At 40.7% G+C, this 17,807-nt stretch carries 19 protein-coding genes and 1 pseudogene; 2 read left to right on the top strand and 18 right to left on the bottom strand.

Going from position 1 to position 17,807, the window contains the following annotated elements; all coding sequences use genetic code 11:
* Nucleotides 1-126: 126 nt before the first annotated feature.
* From AACV12_RS02640 to AACV12_RS02550, 17 genes and pseudogenes are all read right to left on the bottom strand, one after another.
* Nucleotides 127-735, bottom strand: a pseudogene (locus AACV12_RS02640) (DJ-1/PfpI family protein); the annotation flags it as partial.
* A gap of 615 nt (nt 736-1,350) precedes the next feature.
* The gene (locus AACV12_RS02635; protein ID WP_170901475.1) at nt 1,351-1,998 is read right to left on the bottom strand and encodes a glutathione S-transferase family protein; all 648 of its coding nucleotides are present in this window, start codon (nt 1,996-1,998) and stop codon (nt 1,351-1,353) included.
* A 168-nt stretch (nt 1,999-2,166) separates the two neighbouring features.
* Nucleotides 2,167-2,484, bottom strand: coding sequence for a DUF4144 domain-containing protein (locus AACV12_RS02630; RefSeq protein ID WP_019281465.1), 318 nt, complete (start codon nt 2,482-2,484; stop codon nt 2,167-2,169).
* A gap of 172 nt (nt 2,485-2,656) precedes the next feature.
* On the bottom strand, nt 2,657-2,947 hold the full coding sequence (locus AACV12_RS02625; protein ID WP_080569473.1) for a YkgJ family cysteine cluster protein: 291 nt from the start codon (nt 2,945-2,947) through the stop codon (nt 2,657-2,659).
* A gap of 662 nt (nt 2,948-3,609) precedes the next feature.
* Nucleotides 3,610-3,987: a hypothetical protein gene (locus AACV12_RS02620; RefSeq protein ID WP_170901473.1), complete on the bottom strand. Its 378-nt coding sequence runs from the start codon at nt 3,985-3,987 to the stop codon at nt 3,610-3,612.
* Between the two features lie 617 nt (nt 3,988-4,604).
* On the bottom strand, nt 4,605-4,928 hold the full coding sequence (locus AACV12_RS02605; RefSeq protein WP_170901471.1) for a DUF4144 family protein: 324 nt from the start codon (nt 4,926-4,928) through the stop codon (nt 4,605-4,607).
* A 602-nt stretch (nt 4,929-5,530) separates the two neighbouring features.
* Nucleotides 5,531-5,812: a hypothetical protein gene (locus tag AACV12_RS02600; RefSeq protein ID WP_170899828.1), complete on the bottom strand. Its 282-nt coding sequence runs from the start codon at nt 5,810-5,812 to the stop codon at nt 5,531-5,533.
* 156 nt (nt 5,813-5,968) lie between these two features.
* On the bottom strand, nt 5,969-6,694 hold the full coding sequence (locus AACV12_RS02595) for a class I SAM-dependent methyltransferase (protein WP_170901469.1): 726 nt from the start codon (nt 6,692-6,694) through the stop codon (nt 5,969-5,971).
* A gap of 192 nt (nt 6,695-6,886) precedes the next feature.
* A complete protein-coding gene (locus AACV12_RS02590; RefSeq protein WP_170901467.1) occupies nt 6,887-7,222 on the bottom strand; it encodes a superinfection immunity protein in 336 nt (111 codons plus the stop codon).
* Between the two features lie 698 nt (nt 7,223-7,920).
* Entirely contained in the window at nt 7,921-8,946 is a 1,026-nt protein-coding gene (locus AACV12_RS02585; protein ID WP_170901465.1) for a glycosaminoglycan attachment site, read from the bottom strand.
* Between the two features lie 169 nt (nt 8,947-9,115).
* Nucleotides 9,116-9,535: a GNAT family N-acetyltransferase gene (locus AACV12_RS02580; RefSeq protein WP_170901463.1), complete on the bottom strand. Its 420-nt coding sequence runs from the start codon at nt 9,533-9,535 to the stop codon at nt 9,116-9,118.
* A gap of 631 nt (nt 9,536-10,166) precedes the next feature.
* The gene (locus AACV12_RS02575; RefSeq protein ID WP_071186291.1) at nt 10,167-10,580 is read right to left on the bottom strand and encodes a GNAT family N-acetyltransferase; all 414 of its coding nucleotides are present in this window, start codon (nt 10,578-10,580) and stop codon (nt 10,167-10,169) included.
* 714 nt (nt 10,581-11,294) lie between these two features.
* The gene (locus AACV12_RS02570; RefSeq protein WP_017049506.1) at nt 11,295-11,690 is read right to left on the bottom strand and encodes a DUF3465 domain-containing protein; all 396 of its coding nucleotides are present in this window, start codon (nt 11,688-11,690) and stop codon (nt 11,295-11,297) included.
* A 140-nt stretch (nt 11,691-11,830) separates the two neighbouring features.
* A complete protein-coding gene (locus tag AACV12_RS02565; protein WP_212754938.1) occupies nt 11,831-11,992 on the bottom strand; it encodes a hypothetical protein in 162 nt (53 codons plus the stop codon).
* Nucleotides 11,976-12,680 carry a 3'-5' exonuclease gene (locus AACV12_RS02560; RefSeq protein WP_212754937.1) on the bottom strand — a complete coding sequence of 235 codons (705 nt, stop codon included), beginning with the start codon at nt 12,678-12,680 and terminating at the stop codon, nt 11,976-11,978. The genes AACV12_RS02565 and AACV12_RS02560 overlap by 17 nt, the downstream gene beginning before the upstream one ends.
* 1,257 nt (nt 12,681-13,937) lie before the next feature.
* Nucleotides 13,938-14,228: a YkgJ family cysteine cluster protein gene (locus AACV12_RS02555; protein ID WP_079855511.1), complete on the bottom strand. Its 291-nt coding sequence runs from the start codon at nt 14,226-14,228 to the stop codon at nt 13,938-13,940.
* A gap of 211 nt (nt 14,229-14,439) precedes the next feature.
* Entirely contained in the window at nt 14,440-14,880 is a 441-nt protein-coding gene (locus AACV12_RS02550) for a hypothetical protein (protein ID WP_029190018.1), read from the bottom strand.
* A gap of 220 nt (nt 14,881-15,100) precedes the next feature.
* Here AACV12_RS02550 and AACV12_RS02545 point away from each other — a divergent pair, with 220 nt between their 5' ends.
* Complete coding sequence (locus AACV12_RS02545) at nt 15,101-15,385, top strand: type II toxin-antitoxin system RelB/DinJ family antitoxin (RefSeq protein ID WP_170901461.1); 285 nt, start codon at nt 15,101-15,103, stop codon at nt 15,383-15,385.
* Complete coding sequence (locus AACV12_RS02540; protein ID WP_170901459.1) at nt 15,382-15,660, top strand: type II toxin-antitoxin system RelE/ParE family toxin; 279 nt, start codon at nt 15,382-15,384, stop codon at nt 15,658-15,660. Before AACV12_RS02545 ends, AACV12_RS02540 begins: the two co-directional genes overlap by 4 nt.
* A 173-nt stretch (nt 15,661-15,833) precedes the next feature.
* On the opposite strand, the gene AACV12_RS02535 is transcribed toward AACV12_RS02540, so the two are convergent.
* Nucleotides 15,834-16,118 carry a YkgJ family cysteine cluster protein gene (locus tag AACV12_RS02535; protein ID WP_249371409.1) on the bottom strand — a complete coding sequence of 95 codons (285 nt, stop codon included), beginning with the start codon at nt 16,116-16,118 and terminating at the stop codon, nt 15,834-15,836.
* Between the last annotated feature and the right edge of the window lie 1,689 nt (nt 16,119-17,807).

The raw sequence follows: 17,807 nt of genomic DNA, 5'->3' as shown, positions 1-17,807 counted from the left end.
AAGCTCTGCAATGAAATTGCACACAAATTAAATATGCGCCCACGCAAAAGACTTGGGTATAGAACACCACTGGAGTATATTCATGCGCATCTTTAAAAAGTGTCGCACTTCAAACTTGATACTAAGCGAATTTTTCAACTCTGCTGACTGAATAGTTGTGCTAATTAGCTCTTCAAAAAGTTCTAACTGCCCAGCTGGAATTAATTGATTCTGAATAGCTTTTCGTTTATCTAAGTCAAAAAGCCGCTCTGCCACCCAACCAATGAGATACACCAATGAAAGGCAACCTCCGGCAGTGGCTATGTTACCTTCTACTACTAAAGGCAGATCCTGAACGTCTCCTCCCATCTTTTGTAGAACACTTTTAGCATCTGGATTCGTGGTTAATGGCTTACCTTTTAGTAAACCGAGTTCATGAAGGATGAATGAACCAGCACAAATCGAGCCAATTAGCTGTTTGTTTGGGTCGAGGCTCAATGCTGACATAAATTCAGCTTCTTTCATCGCTGCTGGAATACCACGTTTACCACTAGTGATAAGAACGACATCTTGGTTAGTCACCTCTGAAATATGTCCGTCAGTTCTAACTTTCATGCCAAGGTGGGAATGATGTTCTGGTTTAGTTCCCAGTATGCTGACCGTCCAACTATCGGTTGTTCTCCCAAGCAAGTCATACATAAGAAAAAAGTCTACATCTGTGAAATCATCAAATATAACAACGCCAACTTTGTACATAAATTTCTATTCCTTTCGCTGACCTCATTAATCGCATAACGCCCGGCTAAGGGGTTGACAACGCATAGCCGAACTCAAAAAAAACACTGTAAACACTGAACTTCAATTTTGCACTAAAGCCGCCACGCGTTGGCAATCCCTCTTGAGCCGTTTGTTAGGCCAACTGATTGACACCGGCACTTTCAAAACCAAAGAACGAGCTTTTTTGTAAACTTGAAACAAACTAACCGATTCATTTATAAACCAAAATGCCAACTCAGCAAAGAAACAAAAAACTCAAATTGAGCGATTTGGAAGAAAAGTGACGAGCGTAGCATGCTCGGCGGACGTTTGGATGCCGAAGGTTATTTTGCCGCTAAACTCACAGCGCTAAACAACCCAACGCGATCAAGAAACAACAAATATGTGATGATTATTTATTGCTTAACTTAAGCTAGAAAACATGGCATTTACCGTTCAATTCAAACTCGACTTAGCTGATAAAAACTCACTTTGCCTAACGCCCTGTTAAGGGGTGAGCAACGCTACCACCTAACTTAAAAATAACGCCATAAACACATTACCCAATTTAGAGACAAAAGTCCCAAGCGTTGGGAATCCCTCTTGAACAGTTTGTTATGAGTATGACTCAAATGGTGTGAGGTCTATACCCTCGATGTCGCAAACCGCTTTAATAGTTGGGTTCAAACAAAGGCGCTTTAAATACGCTGCTAGGTGTTTGAAATCGAGTGGTGACTTTTCAATTGGCAACGACCATTCTGCAAGCATAAACAAGAAGTAGTCACATGCTGTTAAGGTATCACCCAGCAAGTATTCTTGATGCTCTAACTGGTCGTTGATAATTGACAATGCATCAGCAATTCTTTCGTCCTGCGCCGCTATAACATTTGGAATGGTAGCTTCATCGTTAGTGTGGCGATGAGGGTAATAGCGGACCATGAGTTCAGCTTGCAGCGTATTATTGAGAAACGCGAGCCATTGATAAAACAAAGGACGAGTCGGATCACCTAACGATGGCATTAAATCTGATTCAGGGTGCAATTCGCAGATGTGCATGCAGATAGCTGGGCTTTCGAAAATTGGTTGGTCATTAACAACTAAGGTCGGTATGCGCCCTGCTGGGTTGAGCCTAAGATAATCCGCTGATTTTTGAGAGTTCGATTTTTTATCAACTAACAACAGCTCATAGTCTGCTTTTAAATGATGAAGCAAAAAATGAGGAGCTAGGCTCGCATTGTTTGGATAGTAATAAAGCTTGAACAAAATTGACTCCTTGTCTCTATAATTGCGGATACTCATAACGCCCGGCTAAGGGGTTGACAACGCATAGCCGAACTCAAAAAACACACTGTAAACACTGAATTTCAATTTTGCACTAAAGCCGCCACGCGTTGGCAATCCCTCTTGAGCCGTTTGTTATGTTTATTTAGCCTAAGATTTAAGACACTTAATTGCGTCACTTACCGTCTCAAATTGAATTTTTGTCAAACAAACTTCAGCTCGACAAAACTCGTGACATTGAATCAATCTTGATGCATCTTCTGCTGAAATCTGGACTGAGTTTCCAACCAAGTTAATCGCTGTTGAAGCATCTGAAACCAATGAGTATACAAAGCCTTCAGAATCTATTACTCGATCATCTGAGCTAAAAATCAACCCCACACATTCGCAGTTCAAGTCAGTTTCTGAGCCCAAATAAATGAGCTCATCGTCACCATCCAATTTCAGGATACAAGGCCAATTGACCATAAATTTCTCCAATAAACATAACGCCCGGTTAAGGGGCAGCCAACGCCACTACCAAGCTTCCGCATAACACCGTAACCACAAAAACCAACGCATGATAAAAATGCCGCGCGTTGGCTGTCCCTCTTGAACCGTTTGTTATGGCTAACAACTCACTGATTTATTGGGTAAAACTTTAAGAAAGATCTATCCGTTCATCTCGACATTCGTAAGAGCCCATTTCGAATTCTCGACAAATCCAAGGGCGATTTTCGTAAATTGTGCACATGAAGGTTTCACGATCTAGAGCTGAACACCAACCATCTGACAAACGCAGCATCGTCTCTCCACCCCATTCATCGAATGCAATATGCTGCTCTGGTACACCTGTATCGGTAATGATCATAACCTCCAAACGGCAACAACAAGCATGGCAGTTTGAGCACGATATTTCCGGATTTGATACATTTTTAATTGGGATTGTCATCGAGTTCTTCAGCGAGTTTAATCGCAGAATAGTACTCCAATTTAAACCAATTTACCGACATTAATGATGAACTCAACTTGATAGCCATAACGCCCGGCTAAGGGGTTGACAACGCACCACCGAACTCAAAAAACACACTGTAAACACTAAACTTCAATTTTGCACTAAAGCCGCCACGCGTTGGCAATCCCTCTTGAGCCGTTTGTTAGGCCAACCAATTGACAAAACCAAAGAACAGGGCTTTTTTACAAACTTAAAACCAACTAACCGATTCATTTATAAACCAAAACCCTAAATCAGCAAAGAAACCAAAAAATTCAAATTGAGCGATTTGGAAGAAAAGTGACGAGCGTAGCATGCTCGGCGGACGTTTGGATGCCGAAGGTTATTTTGCCGATGAATTCACAGCAAAAAGCAACCCAACGCGATCAAGAAACAACAAATATGTGATGACGATTTATTGCTTAAGTCCAGCCATGAGAACATAGAATTCACAGTTCAATTCAAACCCGATTTAGCTGATAAAAACTCACTTTGCCTAACGCCCGCTTAAGGGGCAGCCAACACTACTACTAACTTTCCGCACAACACCGTAATCACAAAAACCAACGCATAGTAAAAATGCCGCGCGTTGGCTGTCCCTCTTGAAGCGTTTGTTATGTTTATTTCAGCCGCAATATATTATTAAGCTTTGTAACCTCTATTGCCATTTTTTCACATCCAGCTTTAGAGTACATAACTTCACCATAATCGTTTTGACTCATATGATCTCTGGCTATTTTTTGATAGTCATCGTGTAGATGTTTTATTCTTTGATACTTGCTTTCCTTATAAAACAAACGTAACGGCTTTATGTCGTCTTCTGAAATATAATAGTTTACGTTTCCTTCAGATAATGCATCTAAATGCGTTAAAATTTTTTGCTTTAATGGGTAAATAACATCGTTATGTTCTTTTCTCCGATCTCGGCCAATTGCCAACCAGTGACCAGCAAAACACCCAATCAAACCACATGCTATCCCAACCAGTAATGTCTCCAATTTTGCTCCTTAAACATAACGCCGCGTTAAGGGGTGAGTGCCGCCTAAACTAAGCTTCTGCAGACCACTTTCACCACCAAAACCAACCGCATACCAAAAATGCCACGCGGCATGAATCCCTCTTAAACGCCTTGTTATGCTTAAGCTTCAATGGGTTACGTTTTTCTGGAAACAAGATTAACTCGACTTTGATTCAGAAACAAAAGCCAAAACTTAGAAAACCGAAATGAATCATAGTTTTGATAATCAGGCTCGGAATTTTGGCAAATCTGGTTTGAAGTTTGAAAACCTAGAAATGGATTTCTGATTGAGCCAGCCGCCCTAACCTCGCGCTTGCCCAAAAATTGATTGAGGCAATTCTCTGAATTTTCAGCGCTAAAGAATAAATGTCCGAAAAGCATCGCTCAAAAAAGCCAACTTGACGACAAACTCGAAACTAACAAGCCGAGGGAACAAAGAAAAAGCATAAACCACTGATTTTACGTGATTAAGCATAACGCCGCGTTAAGGGGTGAATGCCGCATAAACCAACCTTCCGCAGACCATTTTCACCACAAAAACCACCGCAGACCAAAAATGCCACGCGGCATGAATCCCACTTAAACGCCTTGTTATGTTTATTTAGCTTGAGATTTCAGACAGTTAATTGCATCAAACACGGACTCAAACTGAATTTTTGTCAAGCATGCCTCTGAGCGACAAAACTCATACGACTGAATTAGTTTTGATGCTTGTTCCGCTGTAACTTGAACTTGCTCACTCACCAGATTAACTTCTGCATCATTGATAATTATCGAAAAAGTGTTTCCAACAGAATCAATAACTCTATCATTTGGGCATAAAATCAAATTTGAACACTCTCTGTTCAAATCACTATCAGATGCAAGATAAACTAGTTCATCATCACCATCCAATTTTAGAATACATGGCCAACTGATCATGATTTCCTCCGATAAACATAACGCCCGGCTAAGGGGTTGACAACGCACCGCCGAACTTAAAAAACACACTGTAAACACTGAACTTCAATTTTGCACTAAAGCCGCCACGCGTTGACAATCCCTCTTGAGCCGTTTGTTAGGCCAATCAATTGACAACAATGCTTTCAAAACCCAAGAACAAGTCTTTTTGTAAACTTTAAGCAAACTAAACCGTTCATTTATAAACCAAAATGCTGAATCAGCAAAGAAACAAAAAAACTCAAATTGAGCGATTTGGAAGAAAAGTGACGAGCGTAGCATGCTCGGCGGACGTTTGGATGCTGAAGGTTATTTTGCCGCTAAACTCACAACGAAAAGCAACTCAACGCGATCAAGAAACAACAAATATGTGATGATTATTTATTGCTTAACTTAAGCCAGAAAACATGGAATTTACCGCTCAATTCCAACTCGATTTAGCTGATAAAAACTCACCTTGCCTAACGCCCGGCTAAGGGGTTGACAACGCATAGCCGAACTCAAAAAACACACCGTAAACACTGAACTGCAATTTTGCACTAAAGTCGCCAAGCGTTGGCAATCCCTCTTGAGCCGTTTGTTAGCTATTTTTTCCCAGTGACTGATTTGAATGATTCAAAAATGAATGTCGCCAATCCACCTGCAACATTTGAATTTGCATAATCCTTCAAAGGCTCACAAAAATTTGATTTGAATTTATCAATAGCCTCTTCTGGAGAAGAAGCATAAATCGTATCACCTTCCACTTCTAACCCCGTTCTCAAAAGCTCTTCCTTTTCAAAAAGATAAGTTTCTGAACTCATATCCAGATAAGTAAATTCATTACGATTTGAATTTGGTTTACAGAAAAATTGATACTTTGACATCTTTAATTTCCTTGCTGCTGAATAAAACAATAGCTAACGCCTTGCTAAGGTGCAGCTAACCGTCACAAAACCCAAGCAAAGCCACCATAATCACTGAACCAGACCAAACCAAAAACGCCAAAGGTTAGCTGTCACTCTTAAGCAATTTGTTAGGGGTTACTTTGATTTTCGTTTGGCGACAATTGAAGTAATCATTGGGATCGCCTTACCTTTTGCTAGATTTGGGTTATGAGCTTGGCCATATTGAAATTCGCTACCAACTCTTGGCCACTCGTAATTTTTTACTTCAACAACCTCAAAACCGACATTTCCAAAAACATAAGTGTCATAATCTTTTTTAGTTTCACTGAATATTTCACTGTCAGAGGTCCCTTCAATAATTGCTCCACGGTTTACTAAGTGAATATAATCAACAGATTCAAGGCAGACATCTTTTGAAACAATGATATCTTCAATTTTTTCACGGTATAGTTTTGACTTTGTAACAGGATCAGGTTCTTCAGGTGTATGCTTAAAAATATCTTGGCCGTGAGATCCAACAAACCATCCTGTAATAACTTTTGGTGAGAATGTCTTAATAGCTTTTTTGTCTTCAGTCGTAAGCTCGAAAAAATCACATTTATGAATGTTTCTGCTTACATTTAAACCTTCAAGATAGCTGTTAGCAGCATCGATCAAATATTGATTACTATCTAAAGATAAAACACTGCGACCGTTTGATAAATAGCGCGTTCCCTTACCAGTTCCGCAGCCAAACTCCAAAGTATTACCTTTAGGAGTATGATGCGACAACTTCTCATAAATACCGTGCAATTCAAGAAATTCGGACTCTTTAGTCCATAACTCAGAATACTGTTCTGGATTGCTCAACTCTCTGTTCATAATTCCCTCAATAAATTTCACTTAGATTCATGCTGTAACCCCTAACGCCAAATTAAGGTGTGAACAACGCTAACACCTTAGCTAAACCATTGTGCCATAATCACTAAACTGACTTGAAATGAGAGCGCCGAGCGTTGTGAATCACTCTTAAATTTTTTGTTATGTGGTTCTTTACAGCGGCATTAGTTCCTTCTATTTGACCTTGAATTCATTCTCAGAAATAATACATCTCTCTTTCGAAGAGTGGAGCTTATCAAGCTCATCTACAACGTTAGCTATACTCGCAGCTTTATTTTCTGGGACAATAAAACACCAAATCAAAGCAATTAACCATCCAGCCCACCACAATAAAACACCTAAAACATTTACCAAGGCGATAGGAATCTTATGAGGATGATTTTTCTTTAACGCGATAATTGATGGAAGAAATGCAAATGGGATCAATATCATGAGTATAAGCAACAACGGCCCAGTACCTAACAAAAGCTTTAACACATGCAACAACTGCCAAATCCAGTCATCTGACATAATCAAGACCTCGTAGTTAATAATGAAACTAACAAAATAACACTATGGTTAATCCGATCAATATACCCTTAATTTTGGTACGTCCAAATACCACTGGTGTACGCCACCACATAACGCCCGCTTAAGGGGCAGACAACGCTACTACCAACTTTCCGCATAACACCGTAACCACAAAAACCAACGCATAGTAAAAATGCCACGCGTTGGCTGTCCCTCTTGAAGCGTTTGTTATGTTTAAGCTTCAATGACTTACGTTTTACCCAAACCAAGATTAACTCGGTTTTGACTGACAAACAAAAGCCAAAACCCAGAAAACTGAAACAACTCATAGATTTGAAAAACAGACTTCCAATTTCGTCAATTCAAGCACAAAAACCTGTGATCAAAATACTGATTGAGCCAGCCGAACCAACCTCGCGCTTGCCCGAAAATTGATTGAGGCAATTCTCTGAATTTCCAGCGCCAAAGAATAATTGTCCGGAAAACCGCGCCCACTGAAGCCAACTTGCCGAGAAACACAAAACTCACAAGCCAAGGGAGCAAAGAAAAATCATAATCCACTGATTTTTGGTGATTAAACATAACGCCCTGTTAAGGTGTGAGCAACGCAATACTGATGCCGCCGCATACCACCTTAAACACTAAACGCAACGCATAACAAAAATGCCAAGCGTTGCGAATCACTCTTAAACAGATTGTTAAGCGTCTGGTCGCACGACTACGCTTTGTAATTGCCTAAGTAACAGGAAGTCATCTGGAGCAATTACATCTATACCTTTCTCTGGATCTAAAAAGTATTGTGCAACGCGCGCGTGATTAAAAGTACTAGCGTCTAAAGGGTATTCAGCATGTGGATTATGCAATATATGCAATCCATCAGCGATATTCTCAACATACTCTGCTTTTGGAGCAAAACGCATCTCAGCTTGAATGCTGTCGCCAACAGGAAGGTGAGACGTGTGGTAGACAGTCATAGCATCAGGGTTGTCAGCCAACGCACGAATTTTGCCCCATGTAGCTAACGAACTATAAATAACCGCACTAACATCTTTATACTCATCGGTAGCAAACAAGCCCGTAGGGATTGTTGCTTTCTCATTTTTTACGACAGCTTCAACTGGATACTTAATAAGCTCTTTGGAGCCTGTAGCTATAGTGGTTTCTTCGTCTATGTAGAGACCATATAAAGCAGCAATTATAGAACGGTTAACTGCATAGTGTGAAAAAGGTCTATCGAATGACGCTAGCCCAATGACATAGGGCTTTCCTTTTACATGCTCTAACTGGGAGTATTTAGTCCGGTACATTTTAATTTTTGAAGACAAGCTATTCAAAATTCGAATCGTTGACTGTTGATTGAACTCAGCAAAATCTTTCGGCGCAAACATCTGAGAATGACCAGCTGCTGGTTCTCCACCTTGCGCTGGTGCAGCAATAGTAGCTTCAAGTGTAATCTCTCTATCTAGCTCAGTCACAAAATCAGGTGCATGATGTGAAAAGTCTGTTTGAGCCCCAAGCTCTTTCAGAAAAGCGTGGAGATAGAGTTCCCACATTGAAGATTCAAATGTAGTTTGAAATTCATATACAAACTTACCATCACGATCTTCAAAACCCTTAGCCCATGAGTTCAACACTTCTCTTTCGGCTTTGTATTGTTCTTGTAACAGCATTTTGAAGATTGGATGTTGGCGCTCTTCATCTGCTATAGGAGTAAATAAATCCAATTTATACCTCGATATTATTCTGACGCTTAACGCCCGGTTAAGGGGCTGACAACGCAAAACACTGAACCTAAAATAACAACCGTAATCACAAATGCTGATTTGAACAAAAACCGCCACGCGTTGGCAGTCCCTCTTGAACCGTTTGTTATAAGCAAAATAACACCTTGATTTAAATTAGCTTTAATTGTTCGGCACTTGATAAAACCCATGCGCTTTCATGATGCTCAAAACCGATTTTTGGATAGTAAGCTTGCGCTTGAGGCGCTGATAATAAAATAACTTTACAGTTTGGATTCAATTCTTCTTTGGTTACCAATATTAGATATTTACCAATACCACTCGATTGAACGCTTTCATCAACGGCTAGATCCGATAGGTAACAGCAATAATGAAAATCCGTAACAGAACGCGCCACGCCAACAAGCTGATCGTTTATCCATGCAGTAACAATTAGATCTGAGTTTTCAAGCATACCTTTGATGATTGCTTCATTTTCTAGTGGTCTACGTTCACCAAGTGATGTTTTCTTTAGCAAATTCACGAACTGTTTCGACGTGATTGGATAGTTTACCTTGTACTCAATTTCCATTTTTCATCCTCTGAGGCTGGATTTGCTTATAACGCCCGGCTAAGGGGTTGACAACGCATCGCCGAACTCAAAAAACACACTGTAAACACTAAACTTCAATTTTGCACTAAAGTCGCCATGCGTTGGCAATCCCTCTTGAGCCGTTTGTTAGGCCAACCGATTGACACCGACACTTTCAAAACTAAAGAACGAACTTTTTTATAAACTTAAAACCAACTAACCGATTCATTTATAAACCAAAATGCTAAATCAGCAAAGAAACAAAAAAACTCAAATTGAGCGATTTGGAAGAAAAGTGACGAGCGTAGCATTCTCGGCGGACGTTTGGATGCTGAAGGTTATTTTACCGATGAATTCACAACGTTAAACAACCCAACACGATCAAGAAACGACAAATATGTGATGATTATTTATTGCTTAAATTAAGCCACAAAACATGGAATTTACCGTTCAATTTCAACTCGATTTAGCTGATAAAAACTCACTTTGCCTAACGCCCGCCTAAGGGGCTGGCAACGCATTACCACGAAACTCAAACACAACAGCCGTAACCACCGCGGCTCATTGGGACTGGAAACGCCACGCGTTGACAGTCCCTCTTGAGGCGTTTGTTATAAGCAAGATACCAACGTTACAGAAGCTCTTCTAAATCCGACATTAGCCATGCGCTGTTATGCTGCTTAAAACCAATTTTTGGATAGTATTCTGTTGCTTGTGGAGCTGATAACAAAATCAACTTACAACCTTTTTTAAGACTAGCGAAAGTCTGTCGGATCAATTCTTTACCAATACCTTTCGATTGGACCTGCTCCGAGACAGCCAAATCCGACAAGTAGCAGCAGTAATGAAAATCTGTCACCGAGCGAGCAATACCGACAAGCCGCTCACCAATCCAAGCTGAAACAAGCAAATCCGCATTTGCCAACATCCCACTGATACACTCGTAATTATCGGTTGGACGCCTAGCTCCAAGCGTTGTCTGATTGAGGAGTTCCACAAACTGCTCTGGCGTAATTGGGCGATTTACAAAATATTCAACTTCCATTTTTACTTTCCTTTAAAGCCCAAACTTCAACTTGCTTATAACGCTGCGTTAAGTGGTGAGCAACGCGACCACAATCCTAACCCATTGTGCCTTAAACACAAAACTCAACCTAGAACCGAAACTCCCAAGCGTTGGGAATCCGTCTTAAACGCCTAGTTAGCTGCTGCACTTTCGCTAGAAAATTACGCCAAAGTGCCTAATTTGAAACACATTATTGCTTTCAAACGGCAAAGTAAAACAAACAGCTGTGAAATTAAAACCCAATCCACGAAATGCGCTTGGCAAAGAAGAAATGACCGAGAAAACCCCCATTCCAGAGCTCGGTAATTTGCAAAGAATTCTATCGAAAAAGCCAACGACAAAGCACACGAAACGAATTTAGGCATTCATGAATTTCAACACCAAAGAAGCCGCGTCAACGAACTTAACAAACACAACATTTCCCGTAAGCAGACTTCGTTAAGTTCAAACACTTCCCGAAAAGTGCCACTGGCGAGATAGTTGAGAAGCTGAGATTTGTCCGGTGTGTAGCTAGAAAACCGAAAGCCTTTCCACCCTAAACTCACAGCCTTTCTTAACCCCAGCTAACGCCCGGCTAAGGGGTTGACAACGCACCACCGAACTTAAAAAACACACTGTAAACACTGAATTTCAATTTTGCACTAAAGTCGCCACGCGTTGGCAATCCCTCTTGAGCCGTTTGTTATGTGAATTTTACTCGTACGTCTTACCGTTGTGCTTTAACCAACCTTGCGGGTGTTTATTGTTTGGATCCTTGTGCGTCCAGTGCATGACACCACCTTTTTTGTTCCATTCATATTCACCGTAAAACTGGACTCGATCGCCAACTTTTAGATTTGGAACCCTAGGAGCTAAATCAATATTGTGAGCAACAAGTAAAGTTTGTTTACTGTCCAGTTTCAATATGAATTTTTGATGCCTACTTCCTTCGTTGTCATCAGGTAACAAGCGAATAACTGTGCCTGAGCCTTGGACTTGAATATCACTTTGATGATTTTCATACGCATTTTTTAACTGATGATCATTAGCTTGAGCACCAATCGAAGCTAGACAAAAGACGGCTATAAATATAGCGATTAACTTCTTCATATACTCAATTTCTCCAATTCACATAACGCCCGGCTAAGGGGTTGGCAATGCACCGCCGAACTCAAAAAACCACTGTAAACACTAAACTTCAATTTTGCACTAAAGCCGCCACGCGTTGGCAATCCCTCTTGAGCCGTTTGTTAGGCGCATGTTGTGGACTCAGTTACGAGCTCTTTAAAATCACTTTCCCTAATAATTTTGATTCGTTGACCGCTAAGAATTAATTTTTCAGCTTTTAAATGCTTAGAACTTTTTTCTTTGCCAGCAAGTTTTGCTATATCCAGATCACCGACAACAAGCATAGTAGTTCTCTTCGTTACTCCAGATGCAACTTGACACCCTACTTGTGCTTGGTATTATCAATGTTCCAGTGAATACCAAGACCTCTCCGTAAAATTCACCTTCAGGGTTACCATCTCGCTTAATCTCAGCAGAGCCATCTGAAGATATACCAATTGGTAAATTAGACTGTGTTATCCACTCCTCAATGCCTAACTCACTCTTTGTAATTGCTGCAAGTAAAACATAACCACAGGCTTTTGCATCCTCTAATGCGTCATGATGCTTAAACTCATAACCAATAAAATTGCAAACATTTGATAGCCCATAACCACTTCTAGATAATTCTTTCCAAGCTCTACGAACAACTTTTGCTGAGTCAAGCCAACTATTTTCTATAGGATCAAGTGAGTATTTAGCTATTGCACGACCAATAGATACACGATCAAAGTGTGTATGGCTAACAATGACTGAATCTGAAAATAATGTGTGTACCTTCTCGAGCACTTCTGGGAAAGTTGGTGAATTTGCAACATCTTCTTCTGAAATACCATGAATACTTTCATTTATTGGATCAAAATAATCTTCTGGGTTAACAAGTGATGACCATTCATTAACTAATTTCCCATTTTCAAATTGAGCTATTCCAATCTGACAAATTGACGCCATATCGGCATTTGATGTTTCAACATCTATAGCAGTAAACTTCATCTCATACCTTAAAATCTATGTAATTTCCCTCGAATGTCTGAGGGAATGATTAATGTAGCGCCTAACGCCCGGCTAAGGGGTTGACAACGCACCGCCGAACTCAAAAAACACACCGTAAACACTGAACTTTAATTTTGTACTAAAGCCGCCACGCGTTGGCAATCCCTCTTGAGCCGTTTGTTAGGCCAACCGATTGACAACGATACTTTCAAAACCAAAGAACGAGCTTTTTTGTAAACTTAAAACAAACTAACCCATTCATTTATAAACCAAAAACCTAAATCAGCAAAGAAACAAAAAATTCAAATTAAGCGATTTGGAAGAAAAGTGACGAGCGTAGCATGCTCGGCGGACGTTTGGATGCTGAAGGTTATTTTACCGCTAAACTCACAGCGCTAAACAACCCAACGCGATCAAGAAACAACAAATATGTGATGATTATTTATTGCTTAAATTCAGCCATGAAAACATGGAATTTACTGTTCAATTCAAACTCGATTTAGCTGATAAAAACTCACCTTGCCTAACGCCCAATTAACGTGTGAGCAGCGCTAGCACTGAACTTGAATACTGCGCCTTAAACACGAAATTCAACCCGAAGTGAGAGCGCCAAGCGTTGCGAATCACTGTTGAATTGTTTGTTATGTTTTACCACAAATGACTGATTTATTTGGCAAAGAACTGCACTGTTGACCGCATTTCAAGAAGTCAGTCACACGCCAATACTCACTTGGCCGCCAGAGGCACAAAACACGAAGCGCGTAAGTCCACTTCCCTGCCCAATGAGGCAACCCGACTAACTCACAACAAGCTCCCTCTCTTTCCAACCAAAGCGCAGAACAATGGCAAATTGCCGAGGCAACTGCCAAGCTGAAATGCTAATTGACAAAGAACCTCAGAGCGACTTAGAGCCAGTGAGATTTGAAACCAACCGTCACGACCTGAAAATGAAGCAACCCACGAACATTGACATGTTTTACGGGCTGAGAAATTCACAAACTTGGGCCGACAATGCGGATTTGCTGAGGCAACTCGAACGAACAGCCAGAGGGACAAAGAACATAGGTCGAATAAGCTTTAAGCCACTGAAATACAAGTAAACATAACGCCCGCTTAAGGGGCAGCCAACGCCACGACCAACTTTCCGCATAACACCGTAATCACAAAACCTAACGCATGCTAAAAATGCCACGCGTTGGCTGTCCCTCTTGAAGCGTTTGTTATGGCTAACAACTCACTGATTTAACGGGCAAAACTTTAAGAAAGGTCTATCCGTTCATCTCGACATTCGTAAGAACCCATTTCGAATTCTCGACAAATCCAAGGGCGATTTTCGTAAATTGTGCACATGAAGGTTTCACGATCTAGAGCTGAACACCAACCATCTGACAAACGCAGCATCGTTTCTCCCCCCCATTCATCGAATGCAATATGCTGCTCTGGTACACCTGTATCGGTAATGATCATAACCTCCAAACGGCAACAACAAGCATGGCAGTTTGAGCATGATATTTTCGGATTTGATACATTTTTAATTGGGATTGTCATCGAGTTCTTCAGCAAGTTTAATTGCAGAATAGTACTCCAATTTAAACCAACTTACCGACATTAATGATGAACTCAACTTGATAGCCATAACGCCCGCTTAAGGGGTTGACAACGCACCACTTAACTCAAAAAACACGCCGTAAACACTGAATTTCAATTTTGAACTAAAGTCGACGAGCGTTGGCAATCCCTCTTTAACCGTTTGTTATGCTTATTTTTTGAGCTTCACAACTTCACCACTCAATGCAACTCCAGCCATTACGGCTCCAGCACCACATTGAAAAGTATCGTTGCTTGAAGTGAGGTTATTTTTGTAATTTGATTTGATATTAACTACTGCATTTCCACCCTCTTTTATCGCTCTGTCTTTAAGAGCAATCATGGCGGAAAGAAATACCCAATTGCACGCTTCTTCATCTGTTTTATTGAAAGCGTTCGTTTTTTTACTGGTTTTAAATTCACCTAATTCTTTGAGAACTTTGCCGTAACTCTGCTCGCCAAAGTAAAATGAAACTTCAGTGCCTAATTTAGATTTAGCCACTTCAGAGCTCATTGCCTTTGTAATCGAATAATTACCCACATCATCTCTAGCAAAAGTGTTAGATGAGAAGAAAGCCAGTGATGAAAGAGCTAGAATTGTTAATTTTTTCATTGTGATAAATTCCAAAATAGTTTGATTGTGACTAGAGCATAACGCCCGGCTAAGGGGTTGACAACGCACCGCCAAACTTAAAAAACACACCGTAAACACTGAACTTCAATTTTGCACTAAAGTCGCCACGCGTTGGCAATCCCTCTTGAGCCGTTTGTTAGTTGCCCTTGCTCGATTCTAGTGCTAACATTTGTACACACGCAAACTTAGGGGGTTACTCATGGACACTAGAATTCAATTTCGTGTTGATGACGAAGTTAAACGCTTAGCTCAGCAAATGGCTGAGAGCCAAGGTCGCACACTCAGCGATGCTTGCCGTGAACTTACTGAACAAATGGCTGAGCAACAAAGAAAAACATTATCTCATGACGCTTGGTTAACTGAACAAGTAAACTTAGCATTTGAAAAGTTTGACTCAGGAAAAGCTTCATTTGTTGATCATGACTCAGCAAAAGCACTAATGGCTGAACGAAAAGCTAAGATTCGTAGCCGAGGTCAACAATGATTTTATGGGAAGAAGAATCGCTAAATGATCGTGAGAAGATCTTTGAGTTTCTTTATGACTTCAACCCAAACGCAGCAGACAAAACTGACGAAATCATCGAAGCTAAAGTAGAAAATTTACTTGAGCAGCCACTGATGGGTTTTCAACGTGATGGCATTCGAGGACGATTACTAATTATCCCCGAAATCTCAATGATCGTTTCCTATTCGGTTGACGGCTCAACAATTCGTGTAATGCGAGTTCTACATCAGAAGCAGAAATTCCCTACCGACTGATTGTAGTCGGTGGGCAAACTAACGCCCGGTTAAGGGGCAGCCAACGCCATTACCAAGCTTCCGCATAACAGCGTAACCACAAAAACCAACGCATAATAAAAATACCGCGCGTTGGCTGTCCCTCTTGAACCGTTTGTTATGGCTAACAACTCACTGATTTATTGGGTAAAACTTTAAGAAAGGTCTATACGTTCATCTCGACATTCGTAAGAGCCCATTTCGAATTCTCGACAAATCCAAGGGCGATTTTCGTAAATTATGCACATGAACGTTTCACGATCTAGAGCTGAACACCAACCATCTGACAAACGCAGCATCGTTTCTCCACCCCATTCATCGAATGCAATATGCTGCTCTGGCACACCTGTATCGGTAATGATCATAACCTCTAAACGGCAGCAACAAGCATGGCAGTTTGAGCACGACATTTCCGGATTTGATATCCGGATTTGATACATTTTTAATTGGGATTGTCATCGAGTTCTTCAGCGAGTTTAATCGCATGATAGTACTCCAATTTAAACCAATTTACCGACATTAATGATGAACTAAACTTGATAGCCATAACGCCCGGCTAAGGGGTTGACAACGCACCACCGAACTCAAAAAACACACTATAAACACTGAACTTCAATTTTGCACTAAAGCCGCCACGCGTTGACAATCCCTCTTGAGCCGTTTGTTAGGCCAACAGATTGACACTGAGACTTTCAAAACCAAAGAACGAGCTTTTTTTGTAAATTTGAAACAAACTAACCGATTCATTTATAAACCAAAATGCCAAATCAGAAAAGAAACAAAAAAACTCAAATTGAGCGATTTAGAAGAAAAGTGACGAGCGTAGCATGCTCGGCGGACGTTTGGATGCTGAAGGTTATTTTGCCGCTAAATTCACAACGATAAACAACCCAACGCGATCAAGAAACAGCAAATAGGTGATGACGATTTATTGCTTAAGTCCAGCCATGAGAACATGGAATTCGCCGTTCAATTCAAACCCGATTTGGCTGATAAAAACTCACTTTGCCTAACGCCCAATTAAGTGGTGAACAACGCACTGACCAAGCCGCTGTATTGCACCGTAAAGCACTTTACCTGACGCATAGTAAAACTGCCACGCGTTGAGAATCCACTTGAATTGCTTGTTATGTGAATTTTACCGTGAATTCAAAGTAAACCACCGTAGAAACAAAGGAATTTGAATAAGTTACGTACAAAAACGATGTTTACCAAAACCTAAATTTCACAGCGATCTTAGCCAAAGAGAGCCACTTACAGAATCAACAACAAAGAAAGCGCCCTTTCAGCAACCGCTAAATTTTTTGCGTCACCAGATTTTCAGAGCTGAGCTTCAGCAAGAAAATCAGTCAAAAAGACATTTCAATTAAAGCGATTTGAAACCAACGAAACTCAACACGAACCAGATCCAAAACTCAATTGAGGCAACCCAAAAACCTTGAAAACGATCAATCTCAAGTTGTTTAAGAATCCATTTCGACTAAGCCAACTTGCCGAAAACACGGAACGAATTATCAATGAAATCGTAGCTTTGACCTTAAAAACTCATCAAACACATAACGCCCGCTTAAGGGGCAGACAACGCTACTACCAAGCTTCCGCATAACACCGGAATCACAAAAACCAACGCATGATAAAAATGCCGCGCGTTGGCTGTCCCTCTTGAAGCGTTTGTTAGGTGTTTTGTTGCTTATTTTTTTGAAGCTTCCCAATATATCTATGGGCTATGTAAGATAATAATATTGCCAGAGCAAGATACAGGCCTCGGTGCAACGGTTGTTGCAGGCTCGAAAACAACATGTCTATCGAAAATAGAGGCACCAATACACAAGCCACCATCAAGACAACATTGCCTGTCGTTGTGCTAGATTCACCACCGCAATTTAGACAGACATGGTTTTTCCAACGACTAATTTTCCATGCTTTAAAGTAGCTAACTCTCACACCACAATATGGACACTTCATATTCTCTCCTTGAATTGACACTCCATCAATTGACACCTAACGCCCGGCTAAGGGGTTGACAACGCATAGCCGAACTCAAAAAACACACTGTAAACACTGAATTTCAATTTTGCACTAAAGTCGCCAAGCGTTGGCAATCCCTCTTGAGCCGTTTGTTATATTTT

Origin of the sequence: Vibrio sp. 2-2(8) (assembly GCF_963888495.1) — a bacterium.
Classification (GTDB): Bacteria; Pseudomonadota; Gammaproteobacteria; order Enterobacterales; family Vibrionaceae; genus Vibrio; species Vibrio anguillarum.
This window is presented reverse-complemented; position numbering and strand designations above follow the sequence as displayed.

What these genes read in the sequence shown, in the direction of transcription:
- AACV12_RS02630 (WP_019281465.1), bottom strand. Translation starts at nt 2,484, where the DNA reads ATGGTCAATTGGCCTTGTATCCTGAAATTGGATGGTGACGATGAGCTC.
- AACV12_RS02625 (WP_080569473.1), bottom strand. Translation starts at nt 2,947, where the DNA reads ATGACAATCCCAATTAAAAATGTATCAAATCCGGAAATATCGTGCTCA.
- AACV12_RS02605 (WP_170901471.1), bottom strand. Translation starts at nt 4,928, where the DNA reads ATGATCAGTTGGCCATGTATTCTAAAATTGGATGGTGATGATGAACTA.
- AACV12_RS02600 (WP_170899828.1), bottom strand. Translation starts at nt 5,812, where the DNA reads ATGTCAAAGTATCAATTTTTCTGTAAACCAAATTCAAATCGTAATGAA.
- AACV12_RS02595 (WP_170901469.1), bottom strand. Translation starts at nt 6,694, where the DNA reads ATGAACAGAGAGTTGAGCAATCCAGAACAGTATTCTGAGTTATGGACT.
- AACV12_RS02590 (WP_170901467.1), bottom strand. Translation starts at nt 7,222, where the DNA reads ATGTCAGATGACTGGATTTGGCAGTTGTTGCATGTGTTAAAGCTTTTG.
- AACV12_RS02580 (WP_170901463.1), bottom strand. Translation starts at nt 9,535, where the DNA reads ATGGAAATTGAGTACAAGGTAAACTATCCAATCACGTCGAAACAGTTC.
- AACV12_RS02575 (WP_071186291.1), bottom strand. Translation starts at nt 10,580, where the DNA reads ATGGAAGTTGAATATTTTGTAAATCGCCCAATTACGCCAGAGCAGTTT.
- AACV12_RS02570 (WP_017049506.1), bottom strand. Translation starts at nt 11,690, where the DNA reads ATGAAGAAGTTAATCGCTATATTTATAGCCGTCTTTTGTCTAGCTTCG.
- AACV12_RS02565 (WP_212754938.1), bottom strand. Translation starts at nt 11,992, where the DNA reads ATGCTTGTTGTCGGTGATCTGGATATAGCAAAACTTGCTGGCAAAGAA.
- AACV12_RS02560 (WP_212754937.1), bottom strand. Translation starts at nt 12,680, where the DNA reads ATGAAGTTTACTGCTATAGATGTTGAAACATCAAATGCCGATATGGCG.
- AACV12_RS02555 (WP_079855511.1), bottom strand. Translation starts at nt 14,228, where the DNA reads ATGACAATCCCAATTAAAAATGTATCAAATCCGAAAATATCATGCTCA.
- AACV12_RS02550 (WP_029190018.1), bottom strand. Translation starts at nt 14,880, where the DNA reads ATGAAAAAATTAACAATTCTAGCTCTTTCATCACTGGCTTTCTTCTCA.
- AACV12_RS02545 (WP_170901461.1), top strand. Translation starts at nt 15,101, where the DNA reads ATGGACACTAGAATTCAATTTCGTGTTGATGACGAAGTTAAACGCTTA.
- AACV12_RS02540 (WP_170901459.1), top strand. Translation starts at nt 15,382, where the DNA reads ATGATTTTATGGGAAGAAGAATCGCTAAATGATCGTGAGAAGATCTTT.
- AACV12_RS02535 (WP_249371409.1), bottom strand. Translation starts at nt 16,118, where the DNA reads ATGTATCAAATCCGGATATCAAATCCGGAAATGTCGTGCTCAAACTGC.